Origin of the sequence: Flavobacterium pectinovorum (genome assembly GCF_900142715.1) — a bacterium.
GTDB lineage: Bacteria > Bacteroidota > Bacteroidia > Flavobacteriales > Flavobacteriaceae > Flavobacterium > Flavobacterium pectinovorum.
In genome coordinates this window covers 279,192-296,796 of record NZ_FRBX01000005.1, presented here as the reverse complement: position 1 = coordinate 296,796, position 17,605 = coordinate 279,192, and the positions used below count along the sequence as shown (strand labels likewise).

Sequence of the window (17,605 nt, the reverse complement as noted above, 5' to 3'; positions counted from 1 at the left end):
TAATTAAAACAATCAATTATGGCAACAACTTACAAAACACCTGGTGTATATATTGAGGAAATCGTAAAGTTCCCTCCCTCTGTAGCTCAGGTTGAAACAGCGATTCCCGCTTTTATTGGCTATACTGAAAAAGCTACGAACAAGATTAATGGAGATTTAAAATTACAGCCAACCAGAATCACATCTCTTTTAGAATATGAACGTTTTTTTGGCTTTGCAAAACCAGAAACAACAATTAGTGTTACAATTAATGATGTTTCCGGTAATAGTGGCGACACGAGATCTATTATTGTAGATCAGCCAACTTCAAAACAACCTTTCTTAATGTACTATTCAATGCAGTTGTTTTTTGCAAATGGCGGCGGTCCTTGTTACATTATTTCAGTTGGTCGTTATGGAAATGATTTAGATGAAACAGACTCTCCGGTTACAGTAATCACCAATAGCGATGCACTCAATGATGGATTGGCAGAATTAGAAAAAGTAGACGAACCAACACTAATTTTATTTCCTGACGCAACAAAAGTAGATGGAATACTTCCAGATAGTTTTTATGGATTATACAACAATGCGCTTGCACAGTGCCATAATCTTCAGGACAGATTTACCTTAATTGACACTCTAAGTTACGACGAATCAAGTCCAACAGATCCTAACATAGACGCTTTAAGAAATATAATTAGTTCTGAAAAAGATACTATTAAGTACGGTGCAGTTTATTATCCTCACCTGGAAACCATATTGGACTATACTTTTGATGCCAGCAAAATTACAGTAAAACATTACTCCTATACAGCAAAAGCATATGATCAAATTGCTGCAGGATTGGAGCTTATAGAAGGCCCTACAGGAATTGACGCAACCGTAGCCAAATTGGTTGACGATTCTGTTGCAGGAGATATTGCCGGTGAGGTCAGTGACATGTTTTTACAAATGTATAGTAACAATGCAACGGGTTTTAATTTAGGAGTGACTTTTGTTACCGACGCAGCCAAAAAAACAGCTTTTTTAAAAAACCTGGATAAAGTACTTGCTACTTTAGAAAGTTTAACACTTTTGAGAAACTCGCTAAACGACGAAGCAAATGCTGCAATCAGTACAATATCTGATGAAGATATGGTTATTGCAGGTAATATTTCAAGTGCCTTGACAGCCTTTAATTTGAATTTTACTGCCACAAATAAAATTGATTCTGTATATAAAAATTTAAAAACATTAAAGAAAAAAATACAGGACGAGAACACAGCAGCTAAAATGCTTAAAATTATATCAACCGATGATGTAAGTTTTGATAAAGAATTAAAAAAACTGCTAATCTATGATCAATTGAACCTTCAAACGGGAATTACAGGACTTACAAATAATTTTTCCGGTGTTAAAGGAACGTTGCTTACACTTTTAAACCACATTAAATCTGTTAACGGAAAAGATGTAAATAATGGAGCATTAAACGGAAGAAAATTAAGCGCTTTAGAAGATATTGACAACGCAACGTTCAATAAAATACTTACCGAAATTTACAATTTACCCATAACACTTCCTCCTAGTTCTGCTGTTGCAGGGGTTTATGCCAGAGTTGATCGTGACAGAGGCGTATGGAAAGCTCCTGCGAATGTAAGCCTGAACTATGTTATAAAACCAACCGTTAAAATAACAAATACAATTCAGGATAATTTAAATGTTGATACTGTGGCCGGTAAATCCATCAACGCCATCAGAAGTTTTACAGGTAAAGGAACCTTGATTTGGGGATCGAGAACCCTGGCAGGTAATGACAACGAATGGCGTTATGTACCGGTACGACGCTTCTTTAACATGGCAGAAGAATCTATCAAAAAAGCAACCGAACAATTTGTATTTGAGCCTAATGATGCCAATACCTGGATAAGAGTCAGAGCGATGATTGAGAATTTCTTAATTCTTCAATGGAGAGCCGGAGCTTTGGCCGGAGCAAAACCTGAACAGGCTTTTTATGTTAGAATCGGAATAGGACAAACCATGTCGGCCTTGGATATTTTGGAAGGCAGAATGATTGTTGAAATTGGAATGGCAGTAGTTCGTCCGGCAGAGTTCATCATCCTTCGTTTCTCTCACAAAATGCAGGAATCTTAACTAAATATCAACATTAAAAAAATATAGATCATGAGTTATCCATTACCAAAGTTTCATTTCTCAGTTGACTGGGGAGGAACAAAAATAGGCTTTACAGAAGTCTCCGGATTAGATGTAGAAACTGAAGTTATCGAATACCGTCAGGGCGCAAGTCCGGAGTACAGTAAAATCAAGATGCCGGGCATGCAAAAATTCTCTAATATCACCTTGAAAAGAGGAACTTTTAAAAGTGATAATGAATATTACAACTGGTGGAATACGGTAAAATTAAACACTATCGAAAGAAGGGACATTACCATCAAATTACTGAACGAAGAACACGAACCGGTAATTACCTGGAAAGTAAAAAATGCATGGCCAACCAAAGTTCAGTCGACTGATTTAAAAGCCGATGGAAACGAAGTGGCGATAGAATCAATGGAATTAGTTCATGAAGGTTTATCGATTCAAAATGATTAATCATGGCTAACTATTATCCACCTGTTGGTTTTCACTTTTTAGTTGAATTTGAAGGTCTTGGCTCACAGGCAAAAGACCATCAGTTTCAATCGGTTTCCGGTTTATCTGTTGATATTGAAACTGAAGAGATAGCCGAAGGTGGTGAAAACAGATTCAAGCATAAACTTCCGGTAAAGACAAAATATCCAAACCTGAGTTTAAAAAGAGGAATGCTCATAGATTCTGCAGTAATCGACTGGTGCCGGGATGCTATCGAAAACTTCTCATTTAAGCCAGTTAACCTGACAATCAAATTGCTCAATGAACAGCATCAGCCTTTGATTTCATGGAATGTGGTTCATGCTTATCCTGTAAAATGGGCTGTTGAGGATTTTAATGCTCAGGAAAGTAAACTCGTTGTAGAAAGCTTTGAACTCACATACAATTATTTCACTTTACTTAAAAGTTAGTCATGCCGATAGAAATAAAAGAGCTTCACATCAAAATAAATGTGAGTGAAGGATCAAAACCGAATTCTTCTGCCAGCGCTCCAAAAAGCAAAGGCGAAGATCCGGTAGCGGAATGTGTAGAACAGGTAATGAAAATTATTGAACGTAAAAAAGAAAGATAGCCATGGCTGGAGAATTAGAAAAACTTAAAGTTGTTGCTTACAGTGATCCGGAATTTAACACAAAAATTGCCGATGGTGAATTTTCTACTTTAATGAATCCGGAAAAGTACACCTATCATTATAAGATTGAAACCGATGAAAATCAGGCTGCAGGCACAAGTACGGTTTCTCCAAAGTTCAATAAAAAATTACCCGAAAATCTGGAACTCGATTTTGTTTTTGACCGAACCGGAGTAATTAACGGCTTCGAAAGTGTTCCAAATGGAATTATGGATGACATTGATAAATTCAAAAAAGTCATCCTTGATTACAATGGCGACGAACACAAGCCCAATTACCTGATTATTTCGTGGGGAACATTGCTTTTTAAAGGTGCTTTGACCGAAATGAATATTGAATTTAAACTCTTTAAACCAAATGGAACGCCAATAAGAGCGATTGCAAAAGCAAAATTTCAGGGTTTTGTTGAAGATCAGTTAAGGGCTGCAAAGGAAAACAATAAATCGCCGGATTTGACACATTTCAGAACCGTAAAAGATGGTGATACATTGCCTCTGATGTCCTTTACTATCTACGGTGATTCTAAGTATTATCTGGAAGTTGCCAGAGTAAATAACATTGTCAATTTCAGAAAATTAAAAACAGGGCAAAAACTATTTTTCCCACCCTTACAAAAACAATCCTGATGAACAATAGCGGAGTCATACAAACCAGTAAAAATGCCGATTTAGTAACGCATAAAATTTTAATTGAAGGAACAGAATTATCTAAAACCTATCAGGTAAAAAGTATTGTGGTACAAAATGAGGTTAACAGGATTCCTATGGCTCAAATCGTTCTGACAGATGGAGAAGCTTCTGAAAGAGATTTTAAATTAAGTAATGAAGATTTGCTGATTCCGGGGAAAAAAATTGAAATAACAGCCGGTTATCACAATGACGAAGAAACAATTTACAAAGGCATTGTCATCAAGCATTCTATTAAAATAAAAAGCGGGACTTCGTTATTGATTATCGAATGCAAAGATGAAGCGGTAAAACTTACTATTGGCAGAAAAAGCAAATATTTTTATGATGTAAAAGACAGCGAAGCATTTGAGGAAATTATTGGCGCTTACGGATTACAAAAAGATGTAGAAGCGACCAATTTCAGCCACAAAGAACTCGTTCAGTATAATACATCCGATTGGGATTTTATGGTTTCGCGGGCGCAGGCAAACGGCAAACTTTGTTTTGTTGAAAACGGTAAAATTACCATTAGCAAACCAAACGTAAAATCATCATCTGTTGAAACAGTAACTTTTGGAGCCAGCTTATTAGATTTTGATGCTGAAATAGACGCCAGAAATCAATTTGCAAAAGTGTCTTCGTATAGTTGGGATTACAGCAATCAGGAATTGGTTGAAATTGAAGCAAAAGATCCGGGTATTTCCTTAAATGGAAATTTAACGGCATCAGATTTAGCCGAAACCATCGAACTGGAAAACCTCGAGTTACGTCACGGCGGAGCAATCACCGAAGCTGAACTTCAGGATTGGGCAGATGCAAAATTACTTTTTCAGCAATTATCAAAAATTCGCGGAAGAGTGAAATTTCAGGGAATTCCGGCAGTAAAACCTAACACCATTATTACGCTTGAAGGCGTTGGTGATCGATTTAACGGAAAAGCCTACATCACGGGAGTTTTTCATGAAATAGCAGAAGGAAACTGGACTATTGATGCGCAATTCGGATTGAATCCGGAATGGTTCTCTGAAACATTTGACATTCATACGCCGACCGGTTCCGGAATTATTCCCGCTATAAAAGGGCTTCACACCGGAATTGTAACACAGCTCGAAAGTGACCCGAATGGCGAAGACCGAATTTTGGTGAAGATTCCAATCATCAATAATGAAGAACAGGGAATTTGGTGTCGCGTAGCTTCTCCTGATGCGGGAGAAAACAGAGGTGTTTTTTTTAGACCTGAAATTGAAGATGAAGTTATCATTGGTTTTATTAATGAAGATCCAAATAATGCCATCGTTTTAGGAATGCTTCACAGCAGCGGAAAACCTGCTCCGATAACGGCTTCTGATGATAATCATCAAAAAGGAATTGTTACCCGAAGCGAAATGAAAGTTTTGTTTGATGATGAAAAAAAATCAATTGGAATTGAAACTCCGGCAGGAAAAAAAATTACGCTTGACGAAGACAAAGGTGTTATTGTTATTGAAGATGAAAATTCGAACGTAATCACCATCGACAGCAACGGAATAAAAATGGAAAGCGCCGGAAACATCGAAATAAAAGCAACCGGAGATGTTAAAATTGAAGGAACGAATGTTTCGATAAGTGCCTCCGCACAATTGAAGGCAGAAGGAAGCGCGGGCGCAGAATTATCGTCTGGCGCAACAGCCATCTTAAAAGGAAGTATTGTTCAAATAAATTAAAATTATGGGAGCACCAGCAGCAAGAGTTTCAGATATGCATGTTTGCCCAATGGTAACTGCAACGGTTCCGCATGTGGGCGGACCAATTTTACCTGCCGGCGTACCAACCGTTTTAATTGGCGGAGTTCCCGCAGCCTGTGTTGGCGACATGGCTACTTGCAGTGGTCCGCCGGATAGCATCGTAATGGGGTCATCAACAGTTTTAATTGGCGGAAAACCAGCTGCCAGAATGGGAGATTCAACCGCACACGGCGGAACAATAGTAGCCGGATTAGCAACAGTTTTAATAGGATAGTTATGGAAAGTGAGCAAGCTTTTTTGGGTACCGGATGGAGTTTTCCTCCAGAATTTAAAAAAACAACAAAATCTGTTGTCATGATTTCTGATGAGGAGGATATTAAAAGCAGTCTGGAAATTTTATTATCGACCAAAATTGGAGAACGTATTATGCTTCCAAAATATGGATGCAATATGGATGAACTTCTTTTTAATCCGCTAAACAGAACATTAAAAACCTTTGTAGCTGAATTAATAAAAACCGCTATTCTATATCATGAGCCAAGAATTGATGTAGAGAAAATCGACATCAATCAGGGAGATGACTTAAATGGTGAATTACTAGTGGTTTTAGATTATAAAGTAAGAGCGACCAATTCCAGAACAAATATGGTATATCCTTTCTATAAAGAAGAAGGAACGAACATTTGAATTAAAAATTGAGAATCAAAAATTAAAAATTTTGTGTGTTAAAATATTTGGCCACAGAACATAGCTTTTTTTGATAACGATTTGCAGGCTGAGCGAAAGTCGAATGTCAGGCTGAGCGTCCCGAGACTTCGGGAGAAGCCCACGTGCCAATTGGGGCGCCCTTCTCCCGAAGCCTCGGGACGCTCAGGGTGACAATTCAAAAAACAAACTATAAGAGAGAAATCTGCTTGATCTGCAAAATCTGCGTGAAAAAATTTTAAAACAAAAAAGGAATACCTACAAGGTTTTGAAAACCTTGCAGGATTAGCAGTAAATAAAAGATTAAAAATAATTACACCTCAGCGAAGGTTAATATTTAATAGTATTATGTGTAACAACAGCGACCATACAAACGATATATTATTCAAACGAAATGGCACAGACCAAGGCGATCGCCTGAATACTATTCTGGATCCCAACAATTTGCAGCTTCATGACTTTGATATGGAAGATTGGTTAGTTTTTACCTATAACTTCGCCAAACAGGTTAATTTTTTTGAAACAAATGACAGCCAAAATCCAGCTGGTAACTGGCAGGAAATCTTTGATCATTTTGGCATTCCCAAAGATATTTCTAACAGAAATGACAAGGTTTATAATAATGTAAAACAAAATATTTCAAAAACACTTCGCAACATTGAGTTTGAAGGCACATTAACACCACATATGACTCTTTTTGTGTGTTTCTTAAAACTATTGGAATTATCTAAAACACGTTTTAATTTAATTACAAAAAAACACCTTGATTTCTTTTATAAAGACATTTTGCAAATTGAAAAACTTCCTGCAAAAGCAGATAAAGTGCATGTTATTTTTGAATTGGCTAAAAAAAGTATCGAGGAACGAATTGCTTCACAAACTGAATTAGACGCCGGAAAAGATGCTGCAGGAAACAAACTTATTTATAAAACTACCGAAGAATTAATTGCCAATAAAGCTCAGATTACACAGCTTAAAAGTGTTTATAATGATATTGACCGAGGCAAAATAAAAGCCAGCGAAGTGGCAAATTCGCTTGACGGAAAAGGAGAAAGCCTTAAAGAAGAATCAAAATACTGGTTTCCTTTTGGATATACTGCTGTCGAAGAAAATTATACCGAACTACAGGCGGCTAAACTTGGTTTTGCAATTGCTTCTCCCCTGTTAGCATTACAGGAAGGAGAAAGAAATATTGATATTACAATCACTTTTAACAAGGCTCTTGACTTTAAACAAGAATCCTCTACCACAGAGGATCTTGTAAATAATATCAGTGTTTTTTGCAGTGGCGAAAAAAAATGGCTGGGTGAATTTAAATTGGATGGCGAGGCTTCGAGTATTTCAGAAGATCAATTAAGACTTGTTTTTCAGATTTCGAAAGATACTCCGGCAATTGTCAATTACAACCAAAAAATATTGGGCGAGCATTTTTCCAGTACACATCCTGTTATTCGATTTTTAATTCATACTGAAAATACAGAAGGACATTCTTTATTTAGAAATTTAGTCACAAAAACCGTTAGTAACATTAATGTAAAAGTGGATGTAACAGATGTTACCTCTTTATTGCTGGAAAGCGACACAGGTTTGCTTAACGCCGCTAAACCCTTCTACCCTTTTACAACCCAGCCTACAAAAGGTTCTTCATTTCTAATAAATTATCCTGAAATCTTTTCGAAAAAATGGAAAAATATTGACCTTACCATCAATTGGAAAAATACACCAAACTCTTTCGTAACACACTACGATGCTTATAAAACCATCTATCTGGACGCAAACGAGAATGCATCAAGTTCCATTGTAGATAAAGATGCGTATTTTACAGCTACAGCAGCTGTATTAAATAAAGAAAATTGGGTAAGCAAAGATGAAGAAGTTGTATTGTTTACAGCAAATGAGGCTACGAAGGGATATAAAACTGATTTTTCTGTAAAAGAAGATAATTATGATATTGACAAAAGCGGTCCGATACGATTGACATTAAACCAATCCTTTCTGCATTCTTTATACCCAAAAATATATACGCTTGCGATATTGAGCAAAGATGCAAAACCAACGATTCCAAACGAAGCTTATACGCCATTTATCGAAACCATCAGTTTAAATTATACCGCAGAGGAAACTACAAGTTTTACCAATCAAACCGAAGAAGAATACCAGACAGATCGTATAAGATTATTTCACGAAGCTCCTTTTGGACAAAGTGAAGAGCATTTGTATCTAAAAAAACTAGCGCAGCAAAAAGCGGTTCTTGATGTAAATAGTACCATTGCAAGCCACCTGGTTCCTGATTATTGCAACGGAGGCGAATTCTATATTGGTCTTGACGAAGCAGAAGTTACACAGCAAATTTCCTTATTGTTTCAGATATTAGAAGGAAGCGAAAATCCGCAGACTAAATCTTTTACAGGAAAAGAAAAAGTACACTGGTTTGTGCTTTGCGATAATCAGTGGAAAAATATTGAAAACGAACTTTTGGCCAATTCCATAGATAATTTCTTAAAATCGGGTATTGTAAAATTTACTATCCCGAAACAGGCAACAAAAACCAATACTTTATTGCCGGATAACCTCATCTGGATCAAAGCCAAAATGCATAAAGCTTATGATGCAGTCTGCAAAGTTATCGATGTAAAAACACAAGTCGTTACCGCTGAATTTTTTAACAATGAAAATGATTTATCGCACTTAAATAAAGGATTACCGGCAGAAACGATTTCTAAATTGATTAACAGAATTACACAAGTCAAAAGTGTTTCGCAGCCTTTTAATTCTTTTGGAGGAACACCTATAGAATCTGATGATACATATTACAAACGTGTAAGCGAACGCCTTCGCCATAAAAACAGAGCGATAACTCTTTGGGATTATGAACATCTTATTCTTCAGGAATTTCCGGAAGTATTTAGAGTAAAATGTCTTAACCATACCAATAATACAACCAATTCGTTTCTTTCGCCCGGCGATGTAACCCTTATTGTGGTTCCCGATATTATCAACAAAAATGTATTTGATATTTATGAGCCAAGAGTTAGCACAGCAACCTTAAATAAAATTCAAAATTACATCAGCAATTTAAACAGCATGCATGTCGATGTGGCGGTTATTAATCCGGAATACGAACAAGTGGTGGTTAAATTAAGTGTCAAGTTTTATGCTGAATATGATGAGAATTTTTATATAAAACAATTGAATGAAGATATAGCAAAATTCTTGTCTCCGTGGGCATTTGATACCTCTCAGGATATTCTTTTTGGAATTGAATTACACCGAAGCACCGTAATTGACTACATCGAAAAATTATACTATGTAGACTATTTAGCCGAATTGGAAATGGCAAAACTTGAAAACAATCCAGAACCCGAAAATCCAAATGATGCTGCTTATCAGGCCAAATTGGAATTTCTGCCAATGGTCTCTCCGTCAGACCCAAAACGCATTCTTGTATCAGTAAAAAATCACATTATTTCTACAAAAATAAAAACTTGTAAAGATCCAATTATTCAACTACCAGAAACATGTCAGTATTGAACCCACATAACACTATTCCTAAAAAAGTTGCCACCGAAGACGACCTGGATTTCTTTTACCTAAGAAAAAAAGGTATTGAATATATCGAGCAACTTGGAGGCAAATTATGGACCGATTTTAACTCGCATGATCCGGGTATCACGATGTTAGAAATGTTATGCTATGCCATAACAGATCTTGGCATGCGAATGAATCTTCCTATCGAAAACATATTGGCTTCTGATCAAAAGAGCAAGGGAATTGCTTCACAGTTTTTTAAAGCGTCAGAAGTATTGCCTACAAGTCCTGTAACAGCACTCGATTACAGAAAATTGTTTATCGATATCGACGGCGTTAAAAATTGCTGGCCGGCAAAACATAAAAAAACGGTTTATGTAAATTGTAAAGAAGATAAATTATCCTATGATTCTAAAGATTTTAACGAAGTTCCGAGAGGTTTTAAAAAGGAGTTTAATCTTAAAGGTTTATACGATCTTTATGTAGATTTTGAAAGCACAAATCCTTTGGAAATTAACAAAGTTAAAAACAAAATCAGAGAAAAATACCATGCCAACAGAAACCTGTGCGAAGATCTGATCAACATTATAAAAGTAGATGAATTTCCGATAAAAATATGCGCCAGTATTGAGGTAGATACTCAGGCCGATGAAGAAATGGTTCACGCGCTTGTATTGCATGCACTTGATGGCTATTTATCGACAACAGTCAATTTTTATTCTGTTAAACAAATGATGGATAAGGGATATACTTCCTTAGAAATTTTTGACGGTCCAATTCTTGAAAATGGTTTTATAGACACCAAAGAGTTAATCGAAGCCGAACTAACCAGTGAAGTACGATTGTCTGATATTATAAAATTAATCATGAATGTGCCGGGTGTTATCTCCATCAAAGATATCGCTATGGGAGATTGCGGAGATGGCGATGCAAATTTAAATCAATGGTTAATTTGTCTTAAAGAATATCAGAAACCGATAATTTGTTATAAAAGTGTATTCAATTATAATAAAGGTTTACTGCCGTTAAATATCGATAAGGCACAAGTAGCAATTTATCTTGACGAAATTGATGCTGCAAAAGATGCGGCCACTGCTTTTTCGAGTCAAAATAAAGAACTGAAATTACCCGACGGAAGCTATCTGGACATAGAAAGTTATACAACGATACAAAATGATTTTCCGGATACTTATGGTATTGGAGAAGATGGTTTGCCAACAAGAGCTACAGCAGCCCGAAAATCTCAGGCAAAACAACTTAAAGGTTATCTTTTATTTTTTGATCAGATTTTAGGAAGCTATTTTAAACATTTAGGACAGGTGAATGAAATGCTTTCGGTAAGCGGTAATCTTACCAAAACATTTTTTACTCAGGCTATAAAAGATATCGACGGGCTTAGTGAACTGGTTACCAATTACCCAGAAAACAATGATGAACATCTTACAGAAATTCTTTTTGAAAAACTGGACAATAATATAGAGAGAAGAAATGATATTCTGGATCATCTTTTAGGTCGTTTTGCAGAAAGTTTTTCTGAATATGTTTTCATCAACAAAAGTATTTATGGCAATGCTACAGACGAAGTGGTACTAAAAAACAAAGAAGATTTTTTGAAAGATTATAAAATCGTAAGCAAAAATCGAGGCAACTCTTTTAACTACTACAAACAGCCCAATAGTAATTTATGGGATACCGATAATGTTTCGGGAGTAAAAAAGAGAATATCCAGACTTTTAGGAATAAAAGATTATAATAGAAGAAACCTGTCTGATTCTTTTGTTGACTTATATCATTTTATTGATTCAGACAATCAGCTTGTTTACCGATGGAGAATCAGAGATACAGAAGACAATATTGTACTCTCCGGAACTACTGAATATTATGATACTTCGGCGGCCAACAGAGAACTATATTTTGCGGTTTTGCAAATTATTCAAACCAGAGAACATGATGTTGAAGAAGCTTTTAAAAAAGGAATTTCAGATCCTGAGGTTATTGGCAACATTCAGATTCATCAGGCAGATTCGGGCAAATATTCTTATGACATCATTAATCCGTTAATTACAGACGAAGACAACCCTGACCGAATTATTGCAAAACGATATACGTATTATGATACTTTACAGGAACTAAAACAATCTATTCTGGATTTGATTTATTTCATGAAAGAAGTTTTTACAGAAGAAGGAATGTTTATTGTCGAACACATGATGCTTCGTCCCGATGTAAATCTGATTACCGTAAATCCGGAAACATTTTTACCGATTTGTACTGATGAATGCAAAAGCTGCGAACCGCTGGATCCCTACTCCTATCGCATTAGCATTGTCCTGCCCGGATATACGCTGCGTTTTGCCAATACCGATTTTAGAAATTATATGGAAAAGGTCATTAAAGAAGAATTGCCATCGCACGTATTAGCAAAAATTTGCTGGATCGGGCACAGGAAAAATGAAATCGATGACCCGCTCGAAAATGAACTTGTGCAGTTTGAAAACTCTTATAAAGCATATTTGTTTGCCAAAACAGCACTGAACCAGGAACAACCGGAAACAGAATTAATATCATTTATTAAAGCTCTCTCCCACCTTAGCAATATATATCCTACGGGAAGATTATTTGATTGCAGCGACGAAAACGAAAATCAATTCCAAAAAATAATACTGGGAAAAACAAATTTAGGATCACTATAAATACCATTCAAAATGTTAGCAAAACTTTCAACCATAACAACTTTGTACCGAAAATTTACAAAAAACCAGGTACTTACAGAAGGACATCTTAACGAGATTGTAGATTATTTTGATGATCAGGACCGTATTTCCAGAATTGGTCTTAGTGGTGTGGGCATCATTTGCGGATTTCAGGTCTCTTATAATGAATCTTCAAAAAACATCTCCATAACACAAGGCAGCGGAATAACTACTGATGGTGATCTTATTCATTTATACAATACTATTCCTAACGGCGAAAAAGTCATTGATTTTGAAAGCAAACAATACACGCATTACAAAGTGCACGACAACAAAAAAGCAGCTTACAAACCTTATTTCTACAATGGCAGCGATCAGCTTGAAATTTTCGAACTCTTAACTTACGAACAACAGGTGCTTGACAGTGCCAATACTTTCCCTATAGAATTTCTTAAAGAAAATACAGGATTAGATCTTACTGATGCTGTAACTTTATTATATATAGAAACTTATGAGAAAGAGGCAGATCTGTGCGTAAGTCTTTCCTGCGATAATCAGGGATTAGAAATTATTGGCAATCACAAAGCATTATTGGTTAGTAAAGCTATTGCGGAGCAAATTAAAAGCCATGATATAATTTTCAACGCAGTCAATTTTGCTAACCTGTATTATAACCTGCCATCGGTAATTTCAAACCGTATCGTTTTACATCCCGAAAATTTTATCAATTATACCGAAATCAAAAAAACATTCACCAACGGTATATTCAAAAACAATGTGATAAAAAAACTGCACGAAGGTTTTGAAATCCTGCTGAAGAGTTTACAAATGCCGGAAATTTTAAATTCAATTCAAAAAAATCTGGCAGAATTATTTGATTTTGATGAGAATAATATCCCTCCCGATTTTCAATACAGATACGATCTTCTCAACGATTTAATTGATACTTATAACGAGATAAAAAACTTATTAGCTCATATGGACGGTGAATTTTGCTGTCCGGATTTAAAATCTTTTCCCAAACATTTAATGTTGGGAGAAATCGTAAAAACCAAACCGTATTTTGAATACCGACACGGTTTTTACAAATCGCCTTTGCTTACCGGTCAAAACCTTAGTACAGCCAATGATTGTTTGCCATTTGACTTGTTTAATGAGCCCGTAAAAGAAGAGGAAGTTTATGAATTTATTATCGATCCGGAAGGTAAGGAAATCAAAATTTGCTACGGAAAAAATACCCATTTACAACAATTATACAGCCTTATAAAACGCGCTGTACAACTATTGGCCAATTACAATGTCAATTTTAATGACATCAAAATTACGCCTAGTTTTGAGTTGGGTAGTTTAAGTAAAAAAGCGATTCCGTTTTATAATAATGTTGGAAATCATCTTATTGAACTTTGGGATTACGAAAAAACAGCAATAGCAAAACAATACAGCAACAGAAGTTACCACGACCAATATTTGAATACAAAACAACCGCTGGAATTTATCTCAGACCATGATTTTTACAGAATTGAAGGGCATCACGGAAAAAATTACAAGGAAGCCTTAAAAATGATTCAGGAAATAAAACGTCAGCATGGTTTAGGGTTTAATGTTGTCGTACTTGGCGTAACTGAGTATGAAGCAAAAGAAGTTATGGAGAATTTTACTTCGTATTATCTCAACAAAAATCATGGCTACGAACACAAAGCAGGTGTAGCACCGGGAGGCACGTTTATCATGATTTATATTGAAGACGAATACAGATCGTATCCGTATTATTATTCAGAAGGAAATTCCTTAGCAGGCGATTTTGAAAGCGAAGGCAGTAAGGAAGAAGCGATTGTATATAATCCCATCATTGCCGATTTTACTTTGCCTTATTTGTGCTGCGACGATAATGTAATATCGCTCTCTTTACCTGTAGATAAACTTTGTTTTGATGAAAAAACTTCCTATTATCCATTTCATGTAACGCCAACCGGAGGTTATGTCAAAGCAGATATTAGCGAATATTTGAATGGAGGAGTTACAAAAAATGAATACGGCGAATTTGTTTTTGATCCAAAACTCGTGAGCGAAGAACTTATAGGCCAGCCCATAACTTTTACGGTCAATAACATCGAAACAAAATGTCAAGTAACCATTTTTAGAAAACCAAAATTTGATTTTACAACCGTAATCACGCCATCAGAAGAAAGCAATGAAGTTACTGTTGATTTTATCATTACGAGCGATAATCAGGACAAAATACAATACGTTTGGGATTTTGGTGATCAAAGCGGTATCATTATCACTACTGAAACAAAAATCCAGCATACCTATACCTATGAATCGCCAGTCGAAGACAGTTATAGTTTTCCTGTAAAAGTGGTTGGAGATAATGGCAACTGCAGCTACACAGTAAACCATTCGGTAACTTTTGAAATTGCAGATATCAAAGTTAGTATTGACGTTAATAATGTCTGCAGAAATGACGATACTCCGTATGTTTTCACCATCGAATCTAAAGGTAAAAAAGTAATATTAAGCGGCGACGGCGTTTCTTTCGATGAAGATACAAAACAATATGTTTTTATTGGTTATGATGTTCCTCCAGAAGTAAACAAGGTCGTGGTTTACGTAAATGGCAAACCTTCGGATATTGTCATTAAGATGCTAAACCTGCCAATAGCAAAATTTGATTATACTATTGAAAATGATAACCTGACCTTAATCAACAATTCTGAAGACGCAGTAAAATATGTATGGGAAATAGCAGGAGTAGTATTTGAAACCGAATCAACTGAACCCTTAATAAGCTCTATTTCAAAATATGAAAGTGCATCCATTCAGGTAACACTTTATGCCTACAGTAAATATTGCGGTGAAGATACCGATGGTCCAAGAGATATACCTCTTATAGAAAGAATTCCTATAGATAACTGTACAAAAAGTGTCAACACCTTTATCAAAAAAACAAAACTGATGTTTAAAGAAATAGACAGTCTGCCTGAATTAGAAAAATTTGGTAAAGACACTATTTTTATCAAAACCGAAGTTGAAAAGCAAATTCAAAATGTAGCCGAAAAAACAACTGCTTACATAAATGGTGAATTCAACCATTTATTAGTCGAAATGTTTACAGACAGTCTTTATAGCAAAGTATTAGTTGCTACAGATACTACAATAAATAGTGAAAAAATAGCTCTGAGTTCCCTTACCGAAAGTCATATCGAGCTGTTTTATTTTATCCTAAAATGCCAGCAAACAAAAAACATCAAAGAATTTACTGATCAGATTAAATCTGTTTTGGATCGTATTAACGCGTTGCTGGTAAGTCTTAAAAAAGTCAAATACAATACAGACCCTAAGGGAACATTAAAAATATTCCTGTCAGATATGAAAGTTGTATTTAATGATGTCACTTTTATAGTAGACGAAATCAACAAACAAATAAACTATCTAAGCTAAATGCCGACTGCGAATCAACATATTATCAATAAGCTGTTTCTTGAAGTCAATACCCCTTCTAAACAAAAGGCGTATTATCTTAAAGACAATCTAAACACGTTTTTAAAAGAGGAAGTTTTTCCTCTTTTAGAAGCTTATTTTGATACGCTTCATGATAAAATGCCATTGCAGAGTATTCAGATAGAAAAATTAAACATCGATTTTTCAATGCCTGTTGATTTTGATTTTAATACCCTAAAAATCGAAATCATAAATCAGTTTCAAAAACAAATAGAACAACAAATTGACAAGGGCTTTCCTGATACAAAAAATTATACCCTGGTTCCTGCCAAAGAAAAAAACATCAATGAATTTTTTAGTTTTTTACAAACCGGAACTACTTCGTGGAGCGCTCTTTCAAAAGATATTCTCAACCTCAGCACAGAGAATCAATTTGAAAAAATGATCAGCGAAAAAGCTTTTGGTTTAAAATTAAAAAAGGCATTAGAAAATCGACAAAGCAGAATCAGATTCATCAAACAATTATCCGATAATCAGATTTATGGTATTCTTGCGAAAAAATTTCTTTTCGAATTAAATGCTGCTGAACAAACAACTTCGGGAAATAGTAACAAAATAAAAGACACTATAAATGCCGTTATTTCAAAATCAAAACAAGGATTACATCAGAGAAATCTAGTTTGGGATCTACTTATTTCGCAATTATTAAAGGAAAACGAAAGTCTAATACAGAAAAAATTAGTTGATCTGTTTACTTCTTTTGATGTTATTAAAAAGTACCCTTCAACATTTGTTTTAGAAATCATAAAGAATCAAATAGTAAATCAATCCGTTTTAGAAATACTAATTAATCTGGAAAATGAAGTTTTGCTTATAGCGAATTTTCTCGAACAAAAAATTTCAGAAACACCTCAAAATAAAGACAATAAATTATTAGAATCCAATTTTACAAAATCACAGGAATCTTCTGTTTCGGATGATAAAAAAGTTGAAGAAATAAATTTGATTTTCGATACTAATAAAGAAATTTTCAATAATAATAAAGATGTTAAAACAGAAGAAATTTTGAATTCTGATTTGTTATTAAATGAAGAAATCCTTGCTGAAACCGCTACTGATTATTACGTAAACAATGCCGGATTAATTCTCATTCACCCTTTTCTAAAACAGCTTTTTGAGAATTGCAAATTACTCCATAAAGACAATACCATAAATGATCCCGAAGTTGCGGCGCACCTTTTACATTATATCGCTACGGCCAAAGAACAGGATTATGAACACGAAATGCTGTTCGAAAAATTCTTGTGCAACATTCCGGCAAACCAAACCATAAACAGAAATATTACACTATCAGAAGAATTAAAAAATCATAGTAACGAAATGTTACAGGCCATTCTGGAAAACTGGTCAATCATGAAAGATTCTTCTGTTGCCTTGTTACAAAACGAATATTTACAAAGACCGGGAAAAATAATGTTGTCTGAAGATCATCCGAAAGTTATTGTCGAAAGAAAAACACAGGATATTTTGCTGGATAAAATTGCCTGGAATTTAGGAATTGTAAAACTGGCCTGGAAAAACAAAATAATTTTTGTTGACTGGTAA

The 17,605-nt window shown here is 35.1% G+C and carries 12 protein-coding genes; all 12 read left to right on the top strand.

From position 1 onward, the window contains the following. Window positions 1-18 precede the first annotated feature (18 nt). The 12 genes from BUE22_RS18115 (at window position 19) to BUE22_RS18065 (ending at window position 17,605) form a co-directional block, all read left to right on the top strand. Window positions 19-2,112 carry a phage tail sheath C-terminal domain-containing protein gene (locus BUE22_RS18115; protein WP_073397199.1) on the top strand — a complete coding sequence of 698 codons (2,094 nt, stop codon included), beginning with the start codon at window positions 19-21 and terminating at the stop codon, window positions 2,110-2,112. A gap of 30 nt (window positions 2,113-2,142) precedes the next feature. Then, complete coding sequence (locus BUE22_RS18110) at window positions 2,143-2,571, top strand: phage tail protein (RefSeq protein WP_042563917.1); 429 nt, start codon at window positions 2,143-2,145, stop codon at window positions 2,569-2,571. 2 nt (window positions 2,572-2,573) lie between these two features. After that, window positions 2,574-3,020 carry a phage tail protein gene (locus BUE22_RS18105; protein WP_042563916.1) on the top strand — a complete coding sequence of 149 codons (447 nt, stop codon included), beginning with the start codon at window positions 2,574-2,576 and terminating at the stop codon, window positions 3,018-3,020. Window positions 3,021-3,022: 2 nt separating this feature from the next. Next, entirely contained in the window at window positions 3,023-3,181 is a 159-nt protein-coding gene (locus BUE22_RS23810) for a DUF5908 family protein (protein WP_165768479.1), read from the top strand. A gap of 2 nt (window positions 3,182-3,183) precedes the next feature. Continuing rightward, on the top strand, window positions 3,184-3,867 hold the full coding sequence (locus BUE22_RS18100; protein WP_042563915.1) for a CIS tube protein: 684 nt from the start codon (window positions 3,184-3,186) through the stop codon (window positions 3,865-3,867). Then, window positions 3,867-5,612, top strand: coding sequence for a type VI secretion system tip protein VgrG (gene vgrG / locus BUE22_RS18095; RefSeq protein ID WP_073397197.1), 1,746 nt, complete (start codon window positions 3,867-3,869; stop codon window positions 5,610-5,612). Before BUE22_RS18100 ends, vgrG begins: the two co-directional genes overlap by 1 nt. 4 nt (window positions 5,613-5,616) lie before the next feature. After that, complete coding sequence (locus BUE22_RS18090; RefSeq protein WP_073397195.1) at window positions 5,617-5,907, top strand: PAAR domain-containing protein; 291 nt, start codon at window positions 5,617-5,619, stop codon at window positions 5,905-5,907. 2 nt (window positions 5,908-5,909) lie between these two features. Continuing rightward, the gene (locus BUE22_RS18085; RefSeq protein WP_073397194.1) at window positions 5,910-6,320 is read left to right on the top strand and encodes a GPW/gp25 family protein; all 411 of its coding nucleotides are present in this window, start codon (window positions 5,910-5,912) and stop codon (window positions 6,318-6,320) included. Window positions 6,321-6,686: 366 nt separating this feature from the next. Further along, window positions 6,687-9,869 carry a baseplate J/gp47 family protein gene (locus BUE22_RS18080; RefSeq protein WP_073397192.1) on the top strand — a complete coding sequence of 1,061 codons (3,183 nt, stop codon included), beginning with the start codon at window positions 6,687-6,689 and terminating at the stop codon, window positions 9,867-9,869. After that, the gene (locus BUE22_RS18075; protein ID WP_073397190.1) at window positions 9,857-12,559 is read left to right on the top strand and encodes a hypothetical protein; all 2,703 of its coding nucleotides are present in this window, start codon (window positions 9,857-9,859) and stop codon (window positions 12,557-12,559) included. Before BUE22_RS18080 ends, BUE22_RS18075 begins: the two co-directional genes overlap by 13 nt. 12 nt (window positions 12,560-12,571) lie before the next feature. Then, window positions 12,572-16,000 carry a PKD domain-containing protein gene (locus tag BUE22_RS18070; protein ID WP_073397189.1) on the top strand — a complete coding sequence of 1,143 codons (3,429 nt, stop codon included), beginning with the start codon at window positions 12,572-12,574 and terminating at the stop codon, window positions 15,998-16,000. Further along, window positions 16,001-17,605, top strand: a complete 1,605-nt coding sequence (locus tag BUE22_RS18065; protein ID WP_073397187.1) for a contractile injection system tape measure protein — start codon at window positions 16,001-16,003, stop codon at window positions 17,603-17,605.

Excerpts from the sequence above, each read along its gene's own strand:
- BUE22_RS18115 (WP_073397199.1), top strand. The coding sequence starts at position 19 with ATGGCAACAACTTACAAAACACCTGGTGTATATATTGAGGAAATCGTA.
- BUE22_RS18110 (WP_042563917.1), top strand. The coding sequence starts at position 2,143 with ATGAGTTATCCATTACCAAAGTTTCATTTCTCAGTTGACTGGGGAGGA.
- BUE22_RS18105 (WP_042563916.1), top strand. The coding sequence starts at position 2,574 with ATGGCTAACTATTATCCACCTGTTGGTTTTCACTTTTTAGTTGAATTT.
- BUE22_RS23810 (WP_165768479.1), top strand. The coding sequence starts at position 3,023 with ATGCCGATAGAAATAAAAGAGCTTCACATCAAAATAAATGTGAGTGAA.
- BUE22_RS18100 (WP_042563915.1), top strand. The coding sequence starts at position 3,184 with ATGGCTGGAGAATTAGAAAAACTTAAAGTTGTTGCTTACAGTGATCCG.
- vgrG (WP_073397197.1), top strand. The coding sequence starts at position 3,867 with ATGAACAATAGCGGAGTCATACAAACCAGTAAAAATGCCGATTTAGTA.
- BUE22_RS18090 (WP_073397195.1), top strand. The coding sequence starts at position 5,617 with ATGGGAGCACCAGCAGCAAGAGTTTCAGATATGCATGTTTGCCCAATG.
- BUE22_RS18085 (WP_073397194.1), top strand. The coding sequence starts at position 5,910 with ATGGAAAGTGAGCAAGCTTTTTTGGGTACCGGATGGAGTTTTCCTCCA.
- BUE22_RS18080 (WP_073397192.1), top strand. The coding sequence starts at position 6,687 with ATGTGTAACAACAGCGACCATACAAACGATATATTATTCAAACGAAAT.
- BUE22_RS18075 (WP_073397190.1), top strand. The coding sequence starts at position 9,857 with ATGTCAGTATTGAACCCACATAACACTATTCCTAAAAAAGTTGCCACC.
- BUE22_RS18070 (WP_073397189.1), top strand. The coding sequence starts at position 12,572 with ATGTTAGCAAAACTTTCAACCATAACAACTTTGTACCGAAAATTTACA.
- BUE22_RS18065 (WP_073397187.1), top strand. The coding sequence starts at position 16,001 with ATGCCGACTGCGAATCAACATATTATCAATAAGCTGTTTCTTGAAGTC.